The following is a 15,866-nucleotide window of genomic DNA, read 5'->3' as shown; positions in this document are numbered from 1 at the left end:
TAACCGTTAGTGGTGCGTTTATAGGTGATGCCGCTTCGTTACAGACGAAGCCATCCGAGAATTTGCTGTGTCATGATGATGGGTTGTGTGTTGCCGTCAGGCGCGCGATAGTGGGAAATAAGCTCCTGTGCGGCAAGCGGCTCCAGCCGATCCCTCCAGCCAGCCGTATACGCGATCGCTCCGATCAAGCGCTCGGGAGCGACCCCAGTTTCCCTTAGCGAGGCGAGTGTTAGCGATTTGTCCCGCTTGGACAATCGCTTGCCATACTCGTCCGCGACAAGGGGGACATGCGAGAAGGATGGCGGCGCCAGATCAAGCGCTTCATACAGCGCAAGCTGCCGCGGAGTCGAGTCCAGCAGATCGGCACCACGCAGCACGTCCGTGATCCCCATAGCTGCATCATCAACCGTAACGGCAAGCTGATAGCTGAATATGCCGTCCGCCCGCTTCACGATGAAATCGCCAAGAGCCTCCCCGTCATAGCGCATTGTGCCGCTTATGCCGTCTTGGAAGGTAATGGCCTCCTCCGGCATAATGAAGCGCAGGGAGGGTGTTTTTTTCTGCGCTTTGTATGCGCGTTCTTCGGAGGTGAGATGGCGGCAGAGACCCGGATACGCGGGACCTTCCGATGAAAGTCCATGCGGCGCGCTGGCGATGGAAGCGAGCTCGCTGCGGCTGCAATAGCATGGATAGATTCTGCCGTTATTTCGCAGTACGTCGAGAGCGGCTTCGTACAGAGGCTCCCGCTTGCTCTGCTCATAGGGCGCGAAGGGACCGCCTATTCGCGGACCCTCATCCCAGTCGATGCCGAGCCATAATAGATCGTCCAGCTGCTGCTCCGCAAAGACCGGACGGGAGCGCGGCTTGTCGATATTCTCGATCCGCAGCAGAAATTCGCCGCCGATCTGACGCATCTGAAGCCACGAGGCCAATGCGCTGAACGCATTTCCAATATGGAGCATGCCCGACGGCGTTGGAGCGAACCGCCCGCGTCGCTTCATCCCAATCACTCTCCTTGTTACATGCAAAAAAAGAGCAGGCTAGGCCGCTCTTCATTCGTTCCTATGTATAGCTCTTCAGTTGAGCATTTAATTCGAAAATGGCGGAGCTGACGGGATTCGAACCCGCGGTCTCCTGCGTGACAGGCAGGCATGTTAGGCCTCTACACCACAGCTCCACACTTTCAAGGTGTCTCACAGACACAAACAGTATCTTATCATGGAGACATACAGTTTGACAAGTTATTTTTTTGATTTAGATGAATTTTTATGAGCAAGCCTCTGTTTTTAGTCCATACGGAAGACTGTCTCCAGTGTAGATCCCATGAAAGCTCAATAAGGATGGAGCTGCATGAGGGAAGAAACATTTTTTGGGAATGAAACGTTAGAAGTATACATGAGAGATGGGTTAAAAGGCGTGAGGGGGATGAACAAAGTGATACATGAAGGGAAGATGAAGGTTAACAGAGGAACCCTATGGTTTGTGGGATTGCTCATGATGGGGTTGGTTTTGTTGCTTGCGAGCTGCAGCGGACCATTGGAAGCTGTGAATGAGACAGATAACAAGAGTCCTGTACAAGAATCGGACTTTATTCATAGGCTCTATCTGGAGAAGAAAGATTATCGGGAAGGCGACCAAGTGACATTTATCTCTGAACTGGAGTATGTTGGGGACCGTGAGTCTGTAACGATTAATCACGGAATGACGCCGTTTTCTTATGCCATTAGAGAATCCTCCGGAAAATATTTGTATATGTATATTATGGATCAACCTCTGATTTATACGACGTTGTATCCAGGACAGCCCTATGTCGAAAAGTATTCGAGCGGTTGGGCGTATACGGAGGAGGGAGAAGGCGAGGAGTTGAAATACACTCCTGTGGACGTCCCTTTCCCTGCTGGAGATTACACGGTTGTCGGTTCTGCCAAGTTCAACATAGGTGAATTTGGGGAAGACAATGAGAATGAGGGCCCTATTGAAATCCTTGGGAAGGAACTGTTGTTTTCTGTTGCACCATGATGGACTTGTAGCTTAGGTTCGACCTAATAATCAGTGCTTGAGAGCCAGGCTGCAATCTGATGGCGGTTGAATTGTAGCGAAATGTCAGCTTTATTGCGGCCCGGTAATATTTTCATATCGGTGAGGATAACACGTGTGCTTATTGGTCACCGGAGTCCGTTAAAAGCGGAAATGCAGCGAATTGAGACTGTAACAGTCATGGATGTCCCTTACAAGCTGAAAAGGAGGCAATTGAGGGGGAAAACTCCTTCTATTGGTCACGAATGTCCGTTAGAATCGGGAATTTGTAATAATCATCCTCTAAAGGTTAGCGATGACCGTTAGAGGTTCTTTCCGTTTCTGGAAGATATCTATGGGACCCAAAGTATTGGTTTATAAACACGATCTATGTATCCTATGAAACGATATCTGTAGAAATAGAAGCCGATGAGGCAAGCGTGGCATTACGCTATTTTTTTAAAGAAATACCGCTGTATCATCGAGAATACATTGATTTAATAGGGAGAATATATTTGAAACTAAAATGGACGGGTTCTACGTGGCGTATTGTTAATTTTGAATCCGAATTGGATCCATTATCCAACCCTAGACCACCTCAGAAATAAGAAAGACACTTTCTTCTACTTAGAAAAAGGACTGACCTCTCCGTCACCTGGCAACAGGCGGCCGGACGAGGCCAGTCCTTTTTGGTTCTCGGTATACCTATCCCGACGTTAATTATTGCCCCGCTCGAGTCGTCAGACTGAGCAGTACGCGGATATCCTGTGCGATTTGATCAGGGGAAATTTGATCCGCTAATGCGTCGGATCTGATTTTTTCGATCGTTTGCACGGCTTTTTCGCCTTCGGCGACAAGCACTTTCACCTCAGCCCCCATCAATTCCTTGATATGGCTTGCGGCGTTGGATAGGTTATCGTACTGTCTCTCTGTTCCTTGTACGCCTCCGAGTCCTTCACCTGGCGCTGTGCCATTCGAAGACATGCCCTCATTCTGATTCAGCAGCTTCCGCTGCAGCTCGTCGTAGCTGGATGCGCTGGCTTCACGTTTTGCTGTTGCCAGTACAACCGTATCGTCAAAGACGAACACACGCACATCCGGTATGCCTGCGCTGCTAAGTCGCGACTCCAGATGAGCGGAGAAGCCGTTCGCATGCAGGCCGGAGCTGCCGATCATGCTGTAGACGGACGTGCCGAGGCCGTACGTGGTCTGTCCCAAATTGTTGGTCGTATAGTTTTTTTGGCCGTTCTCGCTCGGAATGAGCGATGAATCGTTCATCGAATGAGCTTTATGCGGGCCTTTCGGCACAGGTGTGACTTGCTGCGTCACCGTATTGCCTCTGGTTGTCATTTTGCCGTCGGCTGCCGGATTCATGGTGCAGCCCATTAAGGCAGCAGCAGACAGGAACGCGCAAGTGAGCAATTTCACTGTTTTTATCATCTGATATCATCCTCCACTAAGGGTTCACTCGTTCGACGTTAGGATAGCCCTTCCTCTGAAATGAATATTCATGGTGGGTTGGAAAATAATAAGCGAGAAGACAGCAAGAAGATCCATACAGGAGGTGCAAGAGGTGGAAGGGAACAAGAGCAGTGGACTCGTAGCGGATAAAGAAACGGATAGCAAAAAGGCACTGGAGCCTGCAAAAGAAAACAATGCAGTCAGCGAGCATTCCGGACCGGAGCATGACAACGTACAGATGAACAGCAACTCCCGCCGCAAGTTTTTGGTCAATTCCGGTTATGTGATCGGAACGCTCGCAGTTGGCGGAGCGCTAAGTACGATATTCGGTTGCACAGACAACAATGGCGGGAATCCGCAGGAGCCGACGGCAACTCCGGGTGGCGGTAAGGAAACGGAAATTCCAAACTATAACCGTGCGTTGATGTATTTCACACCCGCGCAATTCCGTATCGTGGACAGTGCGACCGAACGGATTTTTCCCGAGGATGACAATGGACCAGGCGCAAGAAAACTCGGCGTGGCGTTTTTCATCGACCATCAGCTCGCGGGGGACTGGGGCTTTAATGGCCGGGATTACATGAGCCCTCCCTTCTATGCAGGAGAGAAAGTACAGGGATATCAAGGCAGGCTGAAGCGGAAAGAGATTTTTGATATCGGCATTCAGGAACTGGAGAATTACAGCTTGACGAAATACACCAAAGGATTCGCCGAGCTGGAAGGTGCGCAACAGGATGAGGTGTTGAAGGTATTTGAGAATGAGGAGGCTAATCTTCCGACGATTTCCGAAAGTTTTTTCTTCAGAATGCTCCGTGCTACCACGCTGGAAGGCGCGTACAGCGATCCGTTGTATGGCGGCAATATGAATATGGAGGGTTGGCGCATGCGCAACTACCCGGGGTCGCAGATGAGCTACTTGAACATCATTGACAAAGATTTTACGAAGGTGGAGCCGAGCAGCTTGCAGGCTCACTTGGTCTCGCATTAGCGAAGGTTAGGAAAGGGAGGATTGAAATGGCCAAAACATTGCCCAAAACAGATGTAGTCATCGTAGGTGTTGGCTGGGCCGGCGGCATTATCGCGGCGGAGCTGACCAAAGCCGGACTGAATGTCGTCGGACTGGAGAGAGGCAAGGAGCGGAAGACCGAGGATTATTTCATGGTGCATGACGAGTTGCGTTATTCGATGCGCTATGAGATGATGCAGGATCTGTCCAAAGAAACGATCACGTTCCGCAGCCACGACAATGTGCGCGCCTTGCCGATGCGACAGTACGGTTCCTTCCTGCTTGGAGACGGTCTGGGCGGCTCAGGTGTCCACTGGAACGGTCAGACATACCGCTTCCTGCCCTATGATTTTCAGATCAGAAGCAAAACGATAGAGCGCTATGGCAAAGATAAAATACCGGCGGATATGACGATTCGGGATTACGGGATTACTTACGACGAGTTGGAGCCTTATTATGACAAGTTCGAAAAGATGGCGGGTATCTCCGGCGAAGCGAATCCGTTGGGCGGCAAGCGCAGCAGCGAATTTCCGACCCCTCCCATGAAGAAGACGCCGGGGATTCAGATGTTCACAGAAGCTGCGAGCAAGCTGAAATTGCATCCGTATATGATGCCGGCTGCCAATCTGTCAGAGAACTATACGAATCCGGACGGCGTGGCGCGTGCTGCCTGTCAATATTGCGGATACTGCGAGCGTTACGGCTGCGAGTACGGTGCCAAGGCGGACCCTGTCGTAACGGTCATTCCGGTTGCGAACAAGACCGGCAAATTCCAGATCCGCACCCATTCCAATGTGCGCCGTATCCTTCATAAAGGCGGCAAAGCGACTGGCGTTATGTACATAGACGTCACAACGGGTGAGGAAATCATCCAGCCTGCGGATATCGTAGTGGTGACGAGCTACGTCTTCAACAATGTGCGCTTGCTCCTGATGTCCGAGCTCGGAAAGCGTTACGATCCATCAACTGGAACCGGGGTTGTGGGCGCCAATTATGCTTATCAGGTCGTGAAGGGCAGCGCAGTAGGCTTCTTCGAAAACAAACAGTTCAATACGTTCGCGGGCGCCGGCTCGCTCGGTATTTCGATCGATGATTACAACGGCGATAACTTCGACCATTCCGACCTTAAATTCATCCATGGCGGTGTCATCTCGCTTAGTCAGACAGGAGCAAGACCGATTCAGAACAATACGGTTCCAGCTGGAACGGCAAGTTGGGGACCGGAGTTCAAGAAGCAGTCGCTGCACTATGCAAACCGGACACTTGCAGTCGGAGCGCAAGGCTCATCGATGTCCTTCAAGCAGCATTTCATCGATCTGGATCCGACGTATAAAGATACGTTCGGAGATCCGCTTATGCGCATTACATTCGATTTCCGCGAACAGGACAAGGAACTGGCGAAGTTTCTGGCTGAGCGCTGCAACGAAATTGTGAAGGAGATGGGCGCGGATAAAGTGGACTTTTTGAAGGAGCTTGGGCCGTACGAGATCATGTCCTATCAGTCCACGCACAATACGGGCGGTGTCATTATGGGGGCCGAGCCAGGCACGTCGGCAGTCAATAACTTTAGCCAGATGTGGGATGCAGACAACGTATTTGTCGTAGGAGCCAGCAGCTTCCCGCAAAATGCAGGCTACAATCCGACAGCCACCGTCGGCGCACTAGCCTACAGAGCGGCGGAAGGTATTCTGAAGTATAGACAGTCCGGAGGACTGTTGGTGTAGCGGAGGACAACTCCGAAGCAGTTACGACCGAAGAATTGCAAATTTGTGCGGCGAACCAAGTGGGGAATAGGCCGGAATCATCGCTAGATCGATTCCGGCCTATTTGCAAGAGAGACATGAAGAGGGCTGTGTGCTTGAAAGTTGATCAGCTGGCAAAACGATAGGGCTCGCTATATCAATTAAACGCAAATGGCGGTGTCAGGGAGTTCATCCCAGCACCGCCATTTTCGGCTATAGGTCGGCAATCTCACCCAGCACCACTAAATTCGAGCCTTCGCCCTTTTGGCGCAATTAGTAGTGTGTGGGATGACTCCTTCTCTTTTCATGTGACCTTGAGTGTTAGAGAAGCTTCTCCAGCTCATCTGGCTGGTCTAGCTTAGGCGAAGTATCTTCTTCTACGATGCCGCGTGTCGAGCTGCGGAATTCGCGAAGCGTATCGCCGAATGCGCGGCCAAGCAGCGGAAGCTTGGCTGGACCAAAGACGATCAATGCGATTAGCAAAATAATGACTAACCCGGAAACACCAATATTGTTGAACATACGTCAAAACTCCTTTTTGGTTGAAGTAAATTAAGTAGGGGACGGGGTGGCTGACATTCTTTTGGCGAAGCGACGCGACAGAAACGCGCTGATCTCGAAGAGGACGAGCAGCGGGACGGTCACAGACAAATGTGACACAAAGTCCGGCGGCGAGATGCAGGCACCTACAATCGCAAGTCCAACATAGGCATACTTGCGAGTTGAGGCCAGTCTCTCTGGATTCAGCAATCCCAGCCTGGTCAGGAACAGCATAACCAGCGGCATTTCAAAGGCAACGCCCAGCGGGAAAACTATGCTGAACATGAACGAGAAGTATCGGTCGATGCCATACGTCTCCACAGCGCCTATGTTATGGTTCATCTCCATCATGAATTGCATCATCATGGGGAAGATGAGGAAATAGCTGAAGGAAATGCCGGTCAGGAACAGCAAGAAGGAGACGGGTACATAGGCCAGCGTTCCCTTGGCCTCCCTCGATGTTAATCCGGGCCGCACGAAAGCCCACAGTTGATAGAGCAAGACCGGTAAAACGAACAGAATCGCGAACAAAAATGCGCATCGCAAGTAGATGAACAGGCCGTCTGTAAACGAGAACACATTCCATTCGACTGCTTCTGCTGTCGATCCTGATTTAATGTAGCGCAAGATATGGGGAGAAGCGTACAAGCCTCCGCACATCGCTACAAGGAAGCTCATGGCTACGACGATCAGCCGTTTTCTCAGCTCTGACAGATGACCGATGAGATCCTCCTGCGTATTCAATGGCATCACCTCAGCACTTCTGCGATTTTGTTAAATCCTGTCATGACCTTACCTTATGTTGTCCAGCACTCGAATCGTTATGCGTGCAAGTTGATGCATCGTTCAAGAGAATGCCTAGGCGTAGAGGGGGATGGTAAACATGCATAGGTTGAGGGTTATAGGGAAATGTAATAACTGATTTACCAATGAAGGAGGCAATTTCATGACGCGCAATAGTAAGTGGTTACTGCTGGTCGTTGCCGTTATTCTCGTAATTGCTGTGTCCGCGTGCGGTGGCGGAGTTAAAGAGGGTACGAACAGCGGCGGCACCAACAATGGAACGAATAATGGAGGAACGAATGGCGGCAATAATGCCGGTGGGGGAACGGTCGATGCCGCAGCAGCGGAGGCCATCTATAAGCAGAATTGTATCGGCTGCCACGCGGTTGATTTATCAGGCGGTGTAGGTCCGAATCTGCAGAAGGTAGGCGCCAAATTATCCGCTGACCAGATCAAGGCAACAATTACGAATGGCCGTGGCGGCATGCCGGCTTACAAAGATCAACTCAGCAGCGCTGATATCGACACACTATCCAACTGGCTTGCATCGATGAAATAGTGGTGTCCAACAAATGAAAGCTTTCGCACTACCTAGTGCGGAGGCTTTTTTCATGCTCAGATGTGAATGAATTATCCATAACATTTGGGATTTTTGTCTATGTATCCCTTGAGCTATAACCTTTATAATATTGATACTGATAATCATTATTAATTAGGAAGAGGGAGAACTATGGTTAATCCGAAGCAAGTTGCCGAGAGAGCCGCCGTCACCAGCTTCCTGAATTGTTACTTAAGAGAAACCGGCGAAGGCGAGTGGAGGGTTCAAGAGGGACACACAGGCACAACCAACATCTTGCGATTGCCGCTTGCTTCCCGGCAGCTTGCCATTCAAGCTACCGCTTCATACAAGTCTCCAACAGGAAGACATCAATTTCTTTTGCCGATCCGTTTACAAACGGGTAATTCAGAGCCATCGCCGATTGGCATCGCGACTGTGCTGGCCCTGCTTGTCGATGAACTGGGCGGAAAGCATCATGGTTCGGAGACAAAGGAATTACTGTTGCGCGCACTTCAGAGCTGCAGTCTGTTGGCCGACTTTCTGTCAGCCAGACTTGATGACGCCCCCGAATTATACAGCCCTTCGCTTACCTTCCTGCAGTCCGAACAATCTCTTCTATTCGGCCATGTCTTCCATCCGACGCCTAAGAGCAGGCAAGGATTCCCGGAATGGAGGCAGCATCTCTATTCGCCAGAGTCGAAAGGCAGCTTTCAACTGCACTATTTTGCAGCACATCGAAGTCTTGTTCAAGAAGGCTCGGTATGGGGAGACAGCGCTACCGGGATTATTGAGCGCGAGCTGAAGTCATCGATTGGTCCAGGAATGGAACTTCCGGGGAATGTCGAAGCCATTATGAATGATCCGGCCTACATCTGGATTCCCGTTCATCCTGTTCAAGGAGAAGAGCTGCTTCATGATGCCAGGGTACAAGAATGGATACAGGAAGGGAAGTTGACTTACATAGGGGCTCTTGGGAGGGCATATTACCCGACTTCGTCGATTAGAACCGTCTGTGATCCGGAATCGGACTATATGTATAAGTTGTCTCTGCGGGCTAAAATTACGAATTCCATGAGAGTGAACAAACGGCATGAGCTAACGGGTGCGATAGAGGCAGCACGTCTTGCCTATGGGCTTGAGCCTTGGTTTAAGAGCAACTTTCCGAACTTTCATATTGTAAAGGACGGGGCGTATGTCACGCTTAACGACTCCGATACCGGAGAAAGCGGATTCGAACTGTTGATCAGGGAAAATCCTTTTGCCCGAGAATCAGGTGAGCGGGTATTTCTAGCGGCGGCGTTTACGCAGGAAGCTATCTCTTCCAACGGTTCCAGAACACTGCTTGAGAATGTGATTCGGGAACTGGCTCAGCGAGAAGGAATCTCTATTGCTCAGGCGGCGCTGGCTTGGTTCCGTGCGTATATGGCCATCTCTATCAGGCCAATGGTGATGATGTATTCCGAATTTGGCATTGCTCTGGAGGCGCATTTACAGAACAGTGTGGTAAGTCTCGGAGAGAGCGGGTATCCGGAGCACTTCTATTATCGGGACAGTCAGGGCTATTATTACGCCAAATCCAGAACGGGCTTGCTGGAAGGACTTGTTCCGGGTATTGGAGCTAGCGTAAACGTATATGACGATGAGTTGGCAGAGGAGCGATTCGGCTATTACTTAATCGTTAATCATATGTTGGGGCTTATCCAATCATTTGGCCTATTCGGCTTAGTGGATGAGAGAGTGCTGCTTATGGAACTTCGCGACGAACTGGAATCGATAGCTGCGTTCCCAGGGGCACATACAGGTCTTATTCGCGATTGGCTGACACGCCGAACTTTCCGTTTCAAAGCGAATTTGCTTACACGTCTATACGATGTGGATGAACTTGAGACTGAACTGGAGCAGGCGGTCTACGCGGAGATGGATAATCCGTTATGCGCCGCACTACCGTATCGAGAGGCCATTCGCAAAGCGAGACTGGTCACCGCAATGTGGAGAAGGGAGCGGAAGGCTCATCAGTCCAGGCAAGCGTAACAGGAATGGAGAGGTGAAATGAAGCTGCATGTCCCAATGGGAAAAAGTCAGATAAAGGATATCGCAAGAAGACAAGTATTTCGCAAGCTTGTTGAGGCATTGATTTTTGAAGGTGTGCTGGAAGCTCGTTGCACAACCTCTCCCTTAGATGAAGGAATAGGGGTTAAATTCAAGGGCGAGTTTTATGTACTTGATGGGAGGGACTGGGCAGGCCACCGCGTATCTTACTCTTTTGAAGGCAGGCGGGCATTCTCATTCGGTATGATCAGGATGGGCGACAGTCCTCTGCTGAGAAGCTGCTTCAAGGAGAGCGGTACAGAGACGGCGGAAGCGGACAGTGTGGCATTGTTTTTGGAAGAGACAATATCGGCCCGACACCCGTCACTGACTGTTCTGCCTTCCTTTATCGTCGAGCTGGAGGAGACCATCCGCAAGGAAGTGCAATGGATGGAAGTCAGGGAGAACGATCGGCATAGAAAGAGAAAGCTGCTTGGACGATCGCTTGCGGAGCTGGAGAGCATCTCGACGGAGGGTCATCCCTACCATCCTTGTTACAAATCAAGAATAGGTTTTACTCCGAAGGATAATGGTTCGTATGGTCCCGAATTTCAGCCGGACATTCAGTTGTTTTGGCTCGCGGCTCCTTGTATAGAGCTTAGCTGGAATGTGGAGGACGGGAGCGATTGGCGGCATTTTATAGAGAGTGAGCTTGAGGAAGGGGATCGAAGGCGGTTTGGTGATCAGTTAGCGGCCCTCGGACTGCGTTCCGAAGACTACGCATTTCTGCCGGTACATCCGTGGCAGTGGGGTTACCTCAAAGAGAGGTATCCAGACTTGCTGAAGAACCAACGAATTGTGAGGCTAGGACATGGTTCCGAATACTATCGTCCTCAGCAGTCGATTCGGACGCTTTCCTGTGTAAGGGGTACAAAACGAGGAGACGTTAAGCTGTCGCTGGGCATTGTCAATACGTCTTCACAACGCCACTTGACCATACATTCCACGGTAGCGGCTCCAGCGGTATCCGCTTGGCTCCAGAAGATTGTGGAATCCGACTCTTATTTGCGAGAGACGAGGCTGATTTTACTGCATGAGTATGCGGGCATATCGTTGCCTGCGGCTGGCGGTGCAATAGGAGCGATATGGCGGGAAAACGTACGGAGCTATCTGGAGTCAGGGGAGGAAGCGGTGCCGTTCTTCACGCTGGCTGCGAGAGAAGCGGACGGCGCGGCGTTTATGGACCCCTGGATCGCCCAATATGGTATGGAGACATGGTTTCGCCAGCTGCTGCGTCGCTGTGTGATCCCGGTTGTCCATCTGCTTGTTGCTCATGGCATTGTGCTGGAATCGCATGGGCAGAACATGCTCCTGGTGCACCGGAATGGTTTGCCGGAACGCGTAGCGCTGCGGGACTTCCATGAGGGAGTTGAGTATTACGGGCCTTTCCTGGCATCGCCGGAGCTGGTGCCTGACTTTGGCCGCTTGCATCCTGCTTATGGGGATGGAAAGCCGGGAGACTATTTTGAGATGGGCCGTTTGGAAGATTTGAGTGAGATGCTGATGGATGCTTTATGGTTTATGAATATAGGTACAATCATTTCATTTGCAGCAAGTCGGTTTCCGATTGGGGAGCGGGAACTATGGTCGACGGTAGCTGGGGAGCTTAAGACGTATCAGTCATCTTTCCCTTCGATGAAAGAGCGATTCGATTCACTGGGACTTTTTGCGCCCGAGTATGTGATTGAGCCGCTAGTGCAGCGCAGAATGTTCGGCGGCACCAAGGTTGCTCCACGCCCTGCACCTAACCCGTTGTACGAAGTTAACCAGATTAAAGACTACATTCAGGGGGAGAATACATCATGTTTGCAGTGAATCAGGAGCGAATCAGCCGTTCCGTATACAATCAGTTGATTGATCAATACGAGCGATTGGTCTATTTCCGCCAAGGAAACGGGGAAGCGCGCCGATATGCGGTATGTTCTTCGGATCCGCTATTCGCTTTGTCTATGATCTTATTCCTTCGCGAGAGAGGCCTGTCTGTGTTGCCGCTGCATGGGGATACGCCCATCAAAACAGCCATTAGTATGGCAGAGCGGGCGGAATGCTGCGGGTTATTCTATCAATCGGCGGAGCAATACTATCCGCTGGATGCTGCGGCAATGCGTACAGAGGAGCCGCCTTCCATCTATCAATTCAGCTCTGGTACGACGGGTGAGCCAAAGCTCATTCGGCGTTCCTGGGAGGAAGTGAGCCAAGAAACGGCAGCGTATAATGAACGGCTGGCGGCTTGTTCACTAGAAGAAGATACGCCGATAGTGCTAGCGTCTATTACACATGCTTATGGCTTGATCTCCGGCGTATTATCCGCGTTGGAGCGGGGGGTGGAGCCGATTGTAATGAGTGGCAAGAGCCCCAAAGCGATCGCACAATGCGTGAAGGCGACTCCAAAGCATCTGCTGTACGGGGTGCCGGCGCTTCTGCAAGGTCTTGGCCCGTTATTCGAACACGGTGGCATCAAGCTGCGCGGGGTCATTAGCTCAGGCGCGCCATTATCACCGATTCTATATGAGCGTTATAGTCAAGCATCCGCTTTGCTGCTGCAGCAATACGGCTGTACAGAAGCGGGCTGCGCAAGCCTTGCCGTCGGCATGGAATCCCATGATGATCTGGGCACGTCGCTTGGACATCTGTCCATACGAGCGGGGGCTGACCCGTCAGAGCTCATTATTACTATGGGCGGAAGAGAAATTCCGACAGGAGACTTGGGCTGCACATTCGGTGAAGGCAATGTTCGGTTCCTGGGACGAATCGATGATCTGATTAACGTATCGGGGCTGAAGGTGACGCCCTCCGAGGTTGAAGAAGTGATTTGCAGGCTGGAAGGCGTAAGTGAGGTTGTTGTCTATCGGGGCGTTCATCCCGTTAACGGCGAGACGGTCCGGGCGCAAGTCGTCGCATCAGATGCTGTGACGGCAGGGGATGTGCGGGAGTGGTGTCTAAGACATTTGCCGCCATACAAGGCGCCTTCGGAAGTACGCATGACCTCAAGCATACCTAGAATGCCGTCAGGTAAGATAAGCCGAAAGCTGCTGGAGCAGGAAGGAGTTTGAACCTATGTTAAAACATACTCGGGATGCTTTGAAGAATGAGCTGCAAGGACTAATACATCATAAGTTTAAAATAAACGTCGATGTGCTGCACGACGAACTAAGATTGAATGAAGATTTGGCTGTTGATTCCATTATGATTGTGCAATTAATCGTATTTCTGGAGATAGAGCTTAAGCTGCAGGTGCCGGATGATCAGGTTGATCCGAGAACGTTCGCCACGGTTGGTTCATTGCTTGATTTCATGCAGAGTCTGGAGCCTTATCCTGAGGAAGCGCCTGATGAGGAACAGCCTGTTGAGATGGTGAAGCGCGCATGGTGATCAAAGAAGAGGTTAGCATTAAGGTTCATTGTATCGTCAGCTGTCTGTGTGAGGTGATTCGTGAAAGAAGCGATTATGATTATCGCCCTTTCTATATGGGCTTATGGGATGCTCCGTTCGATGTCACAGAGGATGGACAAATCACCTATTACCAGCATGACTTGAATCACAGTCATTATTTTAACTGGTATGAGAGACTGTTCGGCGCGCCCGTCCATGAATGGTATGATGCGGCTTTGCCGAGAGAAGCTAACTTGGAGCGGCTGTTGGAGCTGATCGAGCATTGTCCGCCCGATCGTTATGTGATTGCGCAGATCGATCTGTCCCTCATGCCGGAGCGCGAAAATAAATTTCATCAGAAGCCGTTTCCGCATTTTCTTATTCTGATCAAGACGGAGCGCGAGGACGAGTGGGCGATGATCGACGCCGACTTCAGATGGCAGGGCATCGTGCAAAAGGAGAGAGTCGTTCAAGCGTTCTTGGAGAATCCGTTCGGCGGAGGATTCTACGTCGATTCGCAAGCGATTAAGGAGCCTGGACGAGAGGCTGTAGCAGCTTATTTCCAGGAGGTCTTCCGTTGGGAGAATGAACTGACGGATACCCTTCGCAATCGGTTGTCTGCACTAGGTAGGGAGGATCAAGGCATTACCTTTGATAGAGTGGAGAAGGCTGTCAAGCAACTTCCGGTTTTGGCGATTCGAAAGTATAGCTACGAGCATGCGCTAATGTATTTTATTGAAGAAACAGGTTCGAGCGATGAGACGTTCGAGGCCTATACGGATAAGGTAGAAGAGCTTGTACGCGGGTTTCATAATGTACAATATCAAGGTATGAAGCTTGCTATGACGGGCAAGAGCAGCCAGTTGCCAGCCATTCTGAGCAAGCTTGAGGAGATGGATGGGATAGAGAAGGAGATCAAACGTGAACTGTACCGGCTCTACGGACTTTGGGAGGCGATGCGCCTATGAAATATTCCTTATGCAGCATTTCGTTCCGTCATCAACTGATTTCCTTCCCGGCGCTGGTGACTTTTATGATCCGCAAAGGATTCGAAGGGATTGAACTATGGGGCATCCATGCCAAGTCGCTGTATGAGCATGAACGCAAAGAGACGGCGGAGCAATTGCGGGCGATGGAGGATGCAGGATTGGCGGTTTCCATGCTGAGCGACTATCTGGATATTCATTCCGAGGAGGAGTTTGTGCGTGCGGAGCGCAAATGCGACGAGTTGCTTCGTTTGGCCCATTGGCTGGGGACGGATCGGCTGCGTACATTCGCGGGCAACAAGTCCAGTCGAACGGTTGCGCCGGGGGAGCGGGATGCGTATACGGAGCGGATGAGAAAGCTATGCCGCCAATGCGCCGCCGAAGGCGTGCAGCTTGTCGTCGAGACGCATCCCGGCACGCTGGCTGACGATCTGGATTCGACGTTGACGCTGATTTCGGATATCGGGGGCGATGCGCTTCGTCTGAACTTTGATGTGCTGCATGTCTGGGAATACGGTGGCGACCTGATGCATATGCTGCATGTGCTGGAGCCGTGGATTCACCATTTCCACTTCAAAAATATCGCCCATCCCAGCCAGGTCACGCTGTTTGAGCCCGGCAATGTATACTCCGCATCGGGCGACCGGAAAGGGATGGTGCCGCTGCATCAAGGCTTCCTGGATTATCGCCGCCTGCTGGAGGAAACGGCGCATCTGGATTGCTTCGCCTCGCTGGAATGGTTCGGCCCCACGCCGCTTTCGGTGCTCTCGGAGGACATCGCTTGGCTGCATCGGCAGCGGTATAGTTTGGCTGGGGATTGGCGCAATTCTATATAAAAGGTGTAAGAGGAAATGCCCGGCTGCAGGAGTGCGGCCGGGGTTGTTTTTTATATCGTACTTTAGCTTTGCTGATCATCAGATTTTTAATCTGGCAGCTTTATAAGCTTACAAAGGACTGATTCCGTTCAAGCTTTTTAGTCGAGCTGGCTTTGAACAGGATGTTATTTATGGCTACGGCCAATATAGTTTTTGAAATACAACACTGTAGGCGGACTATCCGCCAAGTAATAAGAATGGAAATCTGATCGGGAATAGCACAGAATCTATCTAATATTACACATGACTTATGCAGTTCGCCCCAATTGATGGAAGTTTCATAAGTGTCATGCAAATGTGCTCAAAAATCTGGAAAACACCTTGGCTTTTCCAGAATCCCACAATAATCGCAAAGGATACCTTTCTACAAAGGGTATATCTTTAGCGATTACAGGTGATTTCATTGAAGCAAACCCTTGAGCAGCCTAAGTTCCGCAA

General features: G+C 50.9%; 14 protein-coding genes and 1 tRNA gene. 10 read left to right on the top strand and 5 right to left on the bottom strand.

Features of this window, described 5'->3' with window-relative positions; translation table 11 throughout:
• Positions 1–38: 38 nt before the first annotated feature.
• Entirely contained in the window at positions 39–1,001 is a 963-nt protein-coding gene (gluQRS, locus tag DX130_RS22105) for a tRNA glutamyl-Q(34) synthetase GluQRS (protein ID WP_116049098.1), read from the bottom strand.
• Positions 1,002–1,100: 99 nt separating this feature from the next.
• A tRNA-Asp gene (locus DX130_RS22100) sits at positions 1,101–1,177 on the bottom strand.
• Positions 1,178–1,425: 248 nt separating this feature from the next.
• Here DX130_RS22100 and DX130_RS22095 point away from each other — a divergent pair.
• Positions 1,426–2,019, top strand: a complete 594-nt coding sequence (locus DX130_RS22095; RefSeq protein WP_133297966.1) for a hypothetical protein — start codon at positions 1,426–1,428, stop codon at positions 2,017–2,019.
• Between the two features lie 717 nt (positions 2,020–2,736).
• On the opposite strand, the gene DX130_RS22090 is transcribed toward DX130_RS22095, so the two are convergent.
• Positions 2,737–3,456, bottom strand: a complete 720-nt coding sequence (locus DX130_RS22090) for a hypothetical protein (protein WP_116049095.1) — start codon at positions 3,454–3,456, stop codon at positions 2,737–2,739.
• A 259-nt stretch (positions 3,457–3,715) separates the two neighbouring features.
• On the opposite strand from DX130_RS22090, the gene DX130_RS22085 reads away from it, so the two are divergent.
• Both DX130_RS22085 and DX130_RS22080 read left to right on the top strand, forming a co-directional pair.
• Positions 3,716–4,465, top strand: coding sequence for a gluconate 2-dehydrogenase subunit 3 family protein (locus DX130_RS22085; protein WP_206098876.1), 750 nt, complete (start codon positions 3,716–3,718; stop codon positions 4,463–4,465).
• A gap of 26 nt (positions 4,466–4,491) precedes the next feature.
• Complete coding sequence (locus DX130_RS22080; RefSeq protein WP_116049092.1) at positions 4,492–6,207, top strand: GMC family oxidoreductase; 1,716 nt, start codon at positions 4,492–4,494, stop codon at positions 6,205–6,207.
• Between the two features lie 339 nt (positions 6,208–6,546).
• On the opposite strand, the gene DX130_RS22075 is transcribed toward DX130_RS22080, so the two are convergent.
• A complete protein-coding gene (locus DX130_RS22075) occupies positions 6,547–6,747 on the bottom strand; it encodes a twin-arginine translocase TatA/TatE family subunit (RefSeq protein ID WP_116049090.1) in 201 nt (66 codons plus the stop codon).
• Between the two features lie 30 nt (positions 6,748–6,777).
• Positions 6,778–7,515: a twin-arginine translocase subunit TatC gene (tatC, locus tag DX130_RS22070; protein WP_206098873.1), complete on the bottom strand. Its 738-nt coding sequence runs from the start codon at positions 7,513–7,515 to the stop codon at positions 6,778–6,780.
• A gap of 196 nt (positions 7,516–7,711) precedes the next feature.
• On the opposite strand from tatC, the gene DX130_RS22065 reads away from it, so the two are divergent.
• From DX130_RS22065 to DX130_RS22035, 7 genes are all read left to right on the top strand, one after another.
• Positions 7,712–8,107 carry a c-type cytochrome gene (locus DX130_RS22065; RefSeq protein WP_116049088.1) on the top strand — a complete coding sequence of 132 codons (396 nt, stop codon included), beginning with the start codon at positions 7,712–7,714 and terminating at the stop codon, positions 8,105–8,107.
• A gap of 171 nt (positions 8,108–8,278) precedes the next feature.
• Positions 8,279–10,138 (top strand): IucA/IucC family protein, encoded by a 1,860-nt coding sequence (locus tag DX130_RS22060; protein WP_116049087.1) that lies wholly within the window; start codon positions 8,279–8,281, stop codon positions 10,136–10,138.
• Positions 10,139–10,156: 18 nt separating this feature from the next.
• Positions 10,157–12,010 carry an IucA/IucC family protein gene (locus DX130_RS22055; RefSeq protein ID WP_116049085.1) on the top strand — a complete coding sequence of 618 codons (1,854 nt, stop codon included), beginning with the start codon at positions 10,157–10,159 and terminating at the stop codon, positions 12,008–12,010.
• Complete coding sequence (locus tag DX130_RS22050; RefSeq protein WP_116049083.1) at positions 11,998–13,248, top strand: AMP-binding protein; 1,251 nt, start codon at positions 11,998–12,000, stop codon at positions 13,246–13,248. The genes DX130_RS22055 and DX130_RS22050 overlap by 13 nt, the downstream gene beginning before the upstream one ends.
• Before the next feature lie 4 nt (positions 13,249–13,252).
• Positions 13,253–13,567, top strand: a complete 315-nt coding sequence (locus DX130_RS22045) for a phosphopantetheine-binding protein (RefSeq protein ID WP_116049082.1) — start codon at positions 13,253–13,255, stop codon at positions 13,565–13,567.
• Complete coding sequence (locus DX130_RS22040; RefSeq protein ID WP_116049080.1) at positions 13,561–14,535, top strand: DUF6005 family protein; 975 nt, start codon at positions 13,561–13,563, stop codon at positions 14,533–14,535. The genes DX130_RS22045 and DX130_RS22040 overlap by 7 nt, the downstream gene beginning before the upstream one ends.
• Positions 14,532–15,389 (top strand): sugar phosphate isomerase/epimerase family protein, encoded by an 858-nt coding sequence (locus DX130_RS22035; protein ID WP_116049078.1) that lies wholly within the window; start codon positions 14,532–14,534, stop codon positions 15,387–15,389. Before DX130_RS22040 ends, DX130_RS22035 begins: the two co-directional genes overlap by 4 nt.
• The last annotated feature ends 477 nt before the right edge of the window (positions 15,390–15,866 follow it).

This window comes from Paenibacillus paeoniae, from assembly GCF_003388735.1.
GTDB classification, from domain to species: domain Bacteria; phylum Bacillota; class Bacilli; order Paenibacillales; family Paenibacillaceae; genus Pristimantibacillus; species Pristimantibacillus paeoniae.
The sequence above is the reverse complement of the archived record's forward strand: the minus strand, read 5'-3'. Positions and strand labels throughout refer to the sequence as shown.

Excerpts from the sequence above, each read along its gene's own strand:
- DX130_RS22045 (WP_116049082.1), top strand. The coding sequence starts at position 13,253 with ATGTTAAAACATACTCGGGATGCTTTGAAGAATGAGCTGCAAGGACTA.
- DX130_RS22080 (WP_116049092.1), top strand. The coding sequence starts at position 4,492 with ATGGCCAAAACATTGCCCAAAACAGATGTAGTCATCGTAGGTGTTGGC.
- DX130_RS22055 (WP_116049085.1), top strand. The coding sequence starts at position 10,157 with ATGAAGCTGCATGTCCCAATGGGAAAAAGTCAGATAAAGGATATCGCA.
- gluQRS (WP_116049098.1), bottom strand. The coding sequence starts at position 1,001 with ATGAAGCGACGCGGGCGGTTCGCTCCAACGCCGTCGGGCATGCTCCAT.
- DX130_RS22065 (WP_116049088.1), top strand. The coding sequence starts at position 7,712 with ATGACGCGCAATAGTAAGTGGTTACTGCTGGTCGTTGCCGTTATTCTC.
- DX130_RS22035 (WP_116049078.1), top strand. The coding sequence starts at position 14,532 with ATGAAATATTCCTTATGCAGCATTTCGTTCCGTCATCAACTGATTTCC.
- DX130_RS22075 (WP_116049090.1), bottom strand. The coding sequence starts at position 6,747 with ATGTTCAACAATATTGGTGTTTCCGGGTTAGTCATTATTTTGCTAATC.
- DX130_RS22090 (WP_116049095.1), bottom strand. The coding sequence starts at position 3,456 with ATGATAAAAACAGTGAAATTGCTCACTTGCGCGTTCCTGTCTGCTGCT.
- DX130_RS22085 (WP_206098876.1), top strand. The coding sequence starts at position 3,716 with ATGAACAGCAACTCCCGCCGCAAGTTTTTGGTCAATTCCGGTTATGTG.
- DX130_RS22040 (WP_116049080.1), top strand. The coding sequence starts at position 13,561 with ATGGTGATCAAAGAAGAGGTTAGCATTAAGGTTCATTGTATCGTCAGC.
- DX130_RS22060 (WP_116049087.1), top strand. The coding sequence starts at position 8,279 with ATGGTTAATCCGAAGCAAGTTGCCGAGAGAGCCGCCGTCACCAGCTTC.
- DX130_RS22095 (WP_133297966.1), top strand. The coding sequence starts at position 1,426 with ATGAACAAAGTGATACATGAAGGGAAGATGAAGGTTAACAGAGGAACC.
- tatC (WP_206098873.1), bottom strand. The coding sequence starts at position 7,515 with ATGCCATTGAATACGCAGGAGGATCTCATCGGTCATCTGTCAGAGCTG.
- DX130_RS22050 (WP_116049083.1), top strand. The coding sequence starts at position 11,998 with ATGTTTGCAGTGAATCAGGAGCGAATCAGCCGTTCCGTATACAATCAG.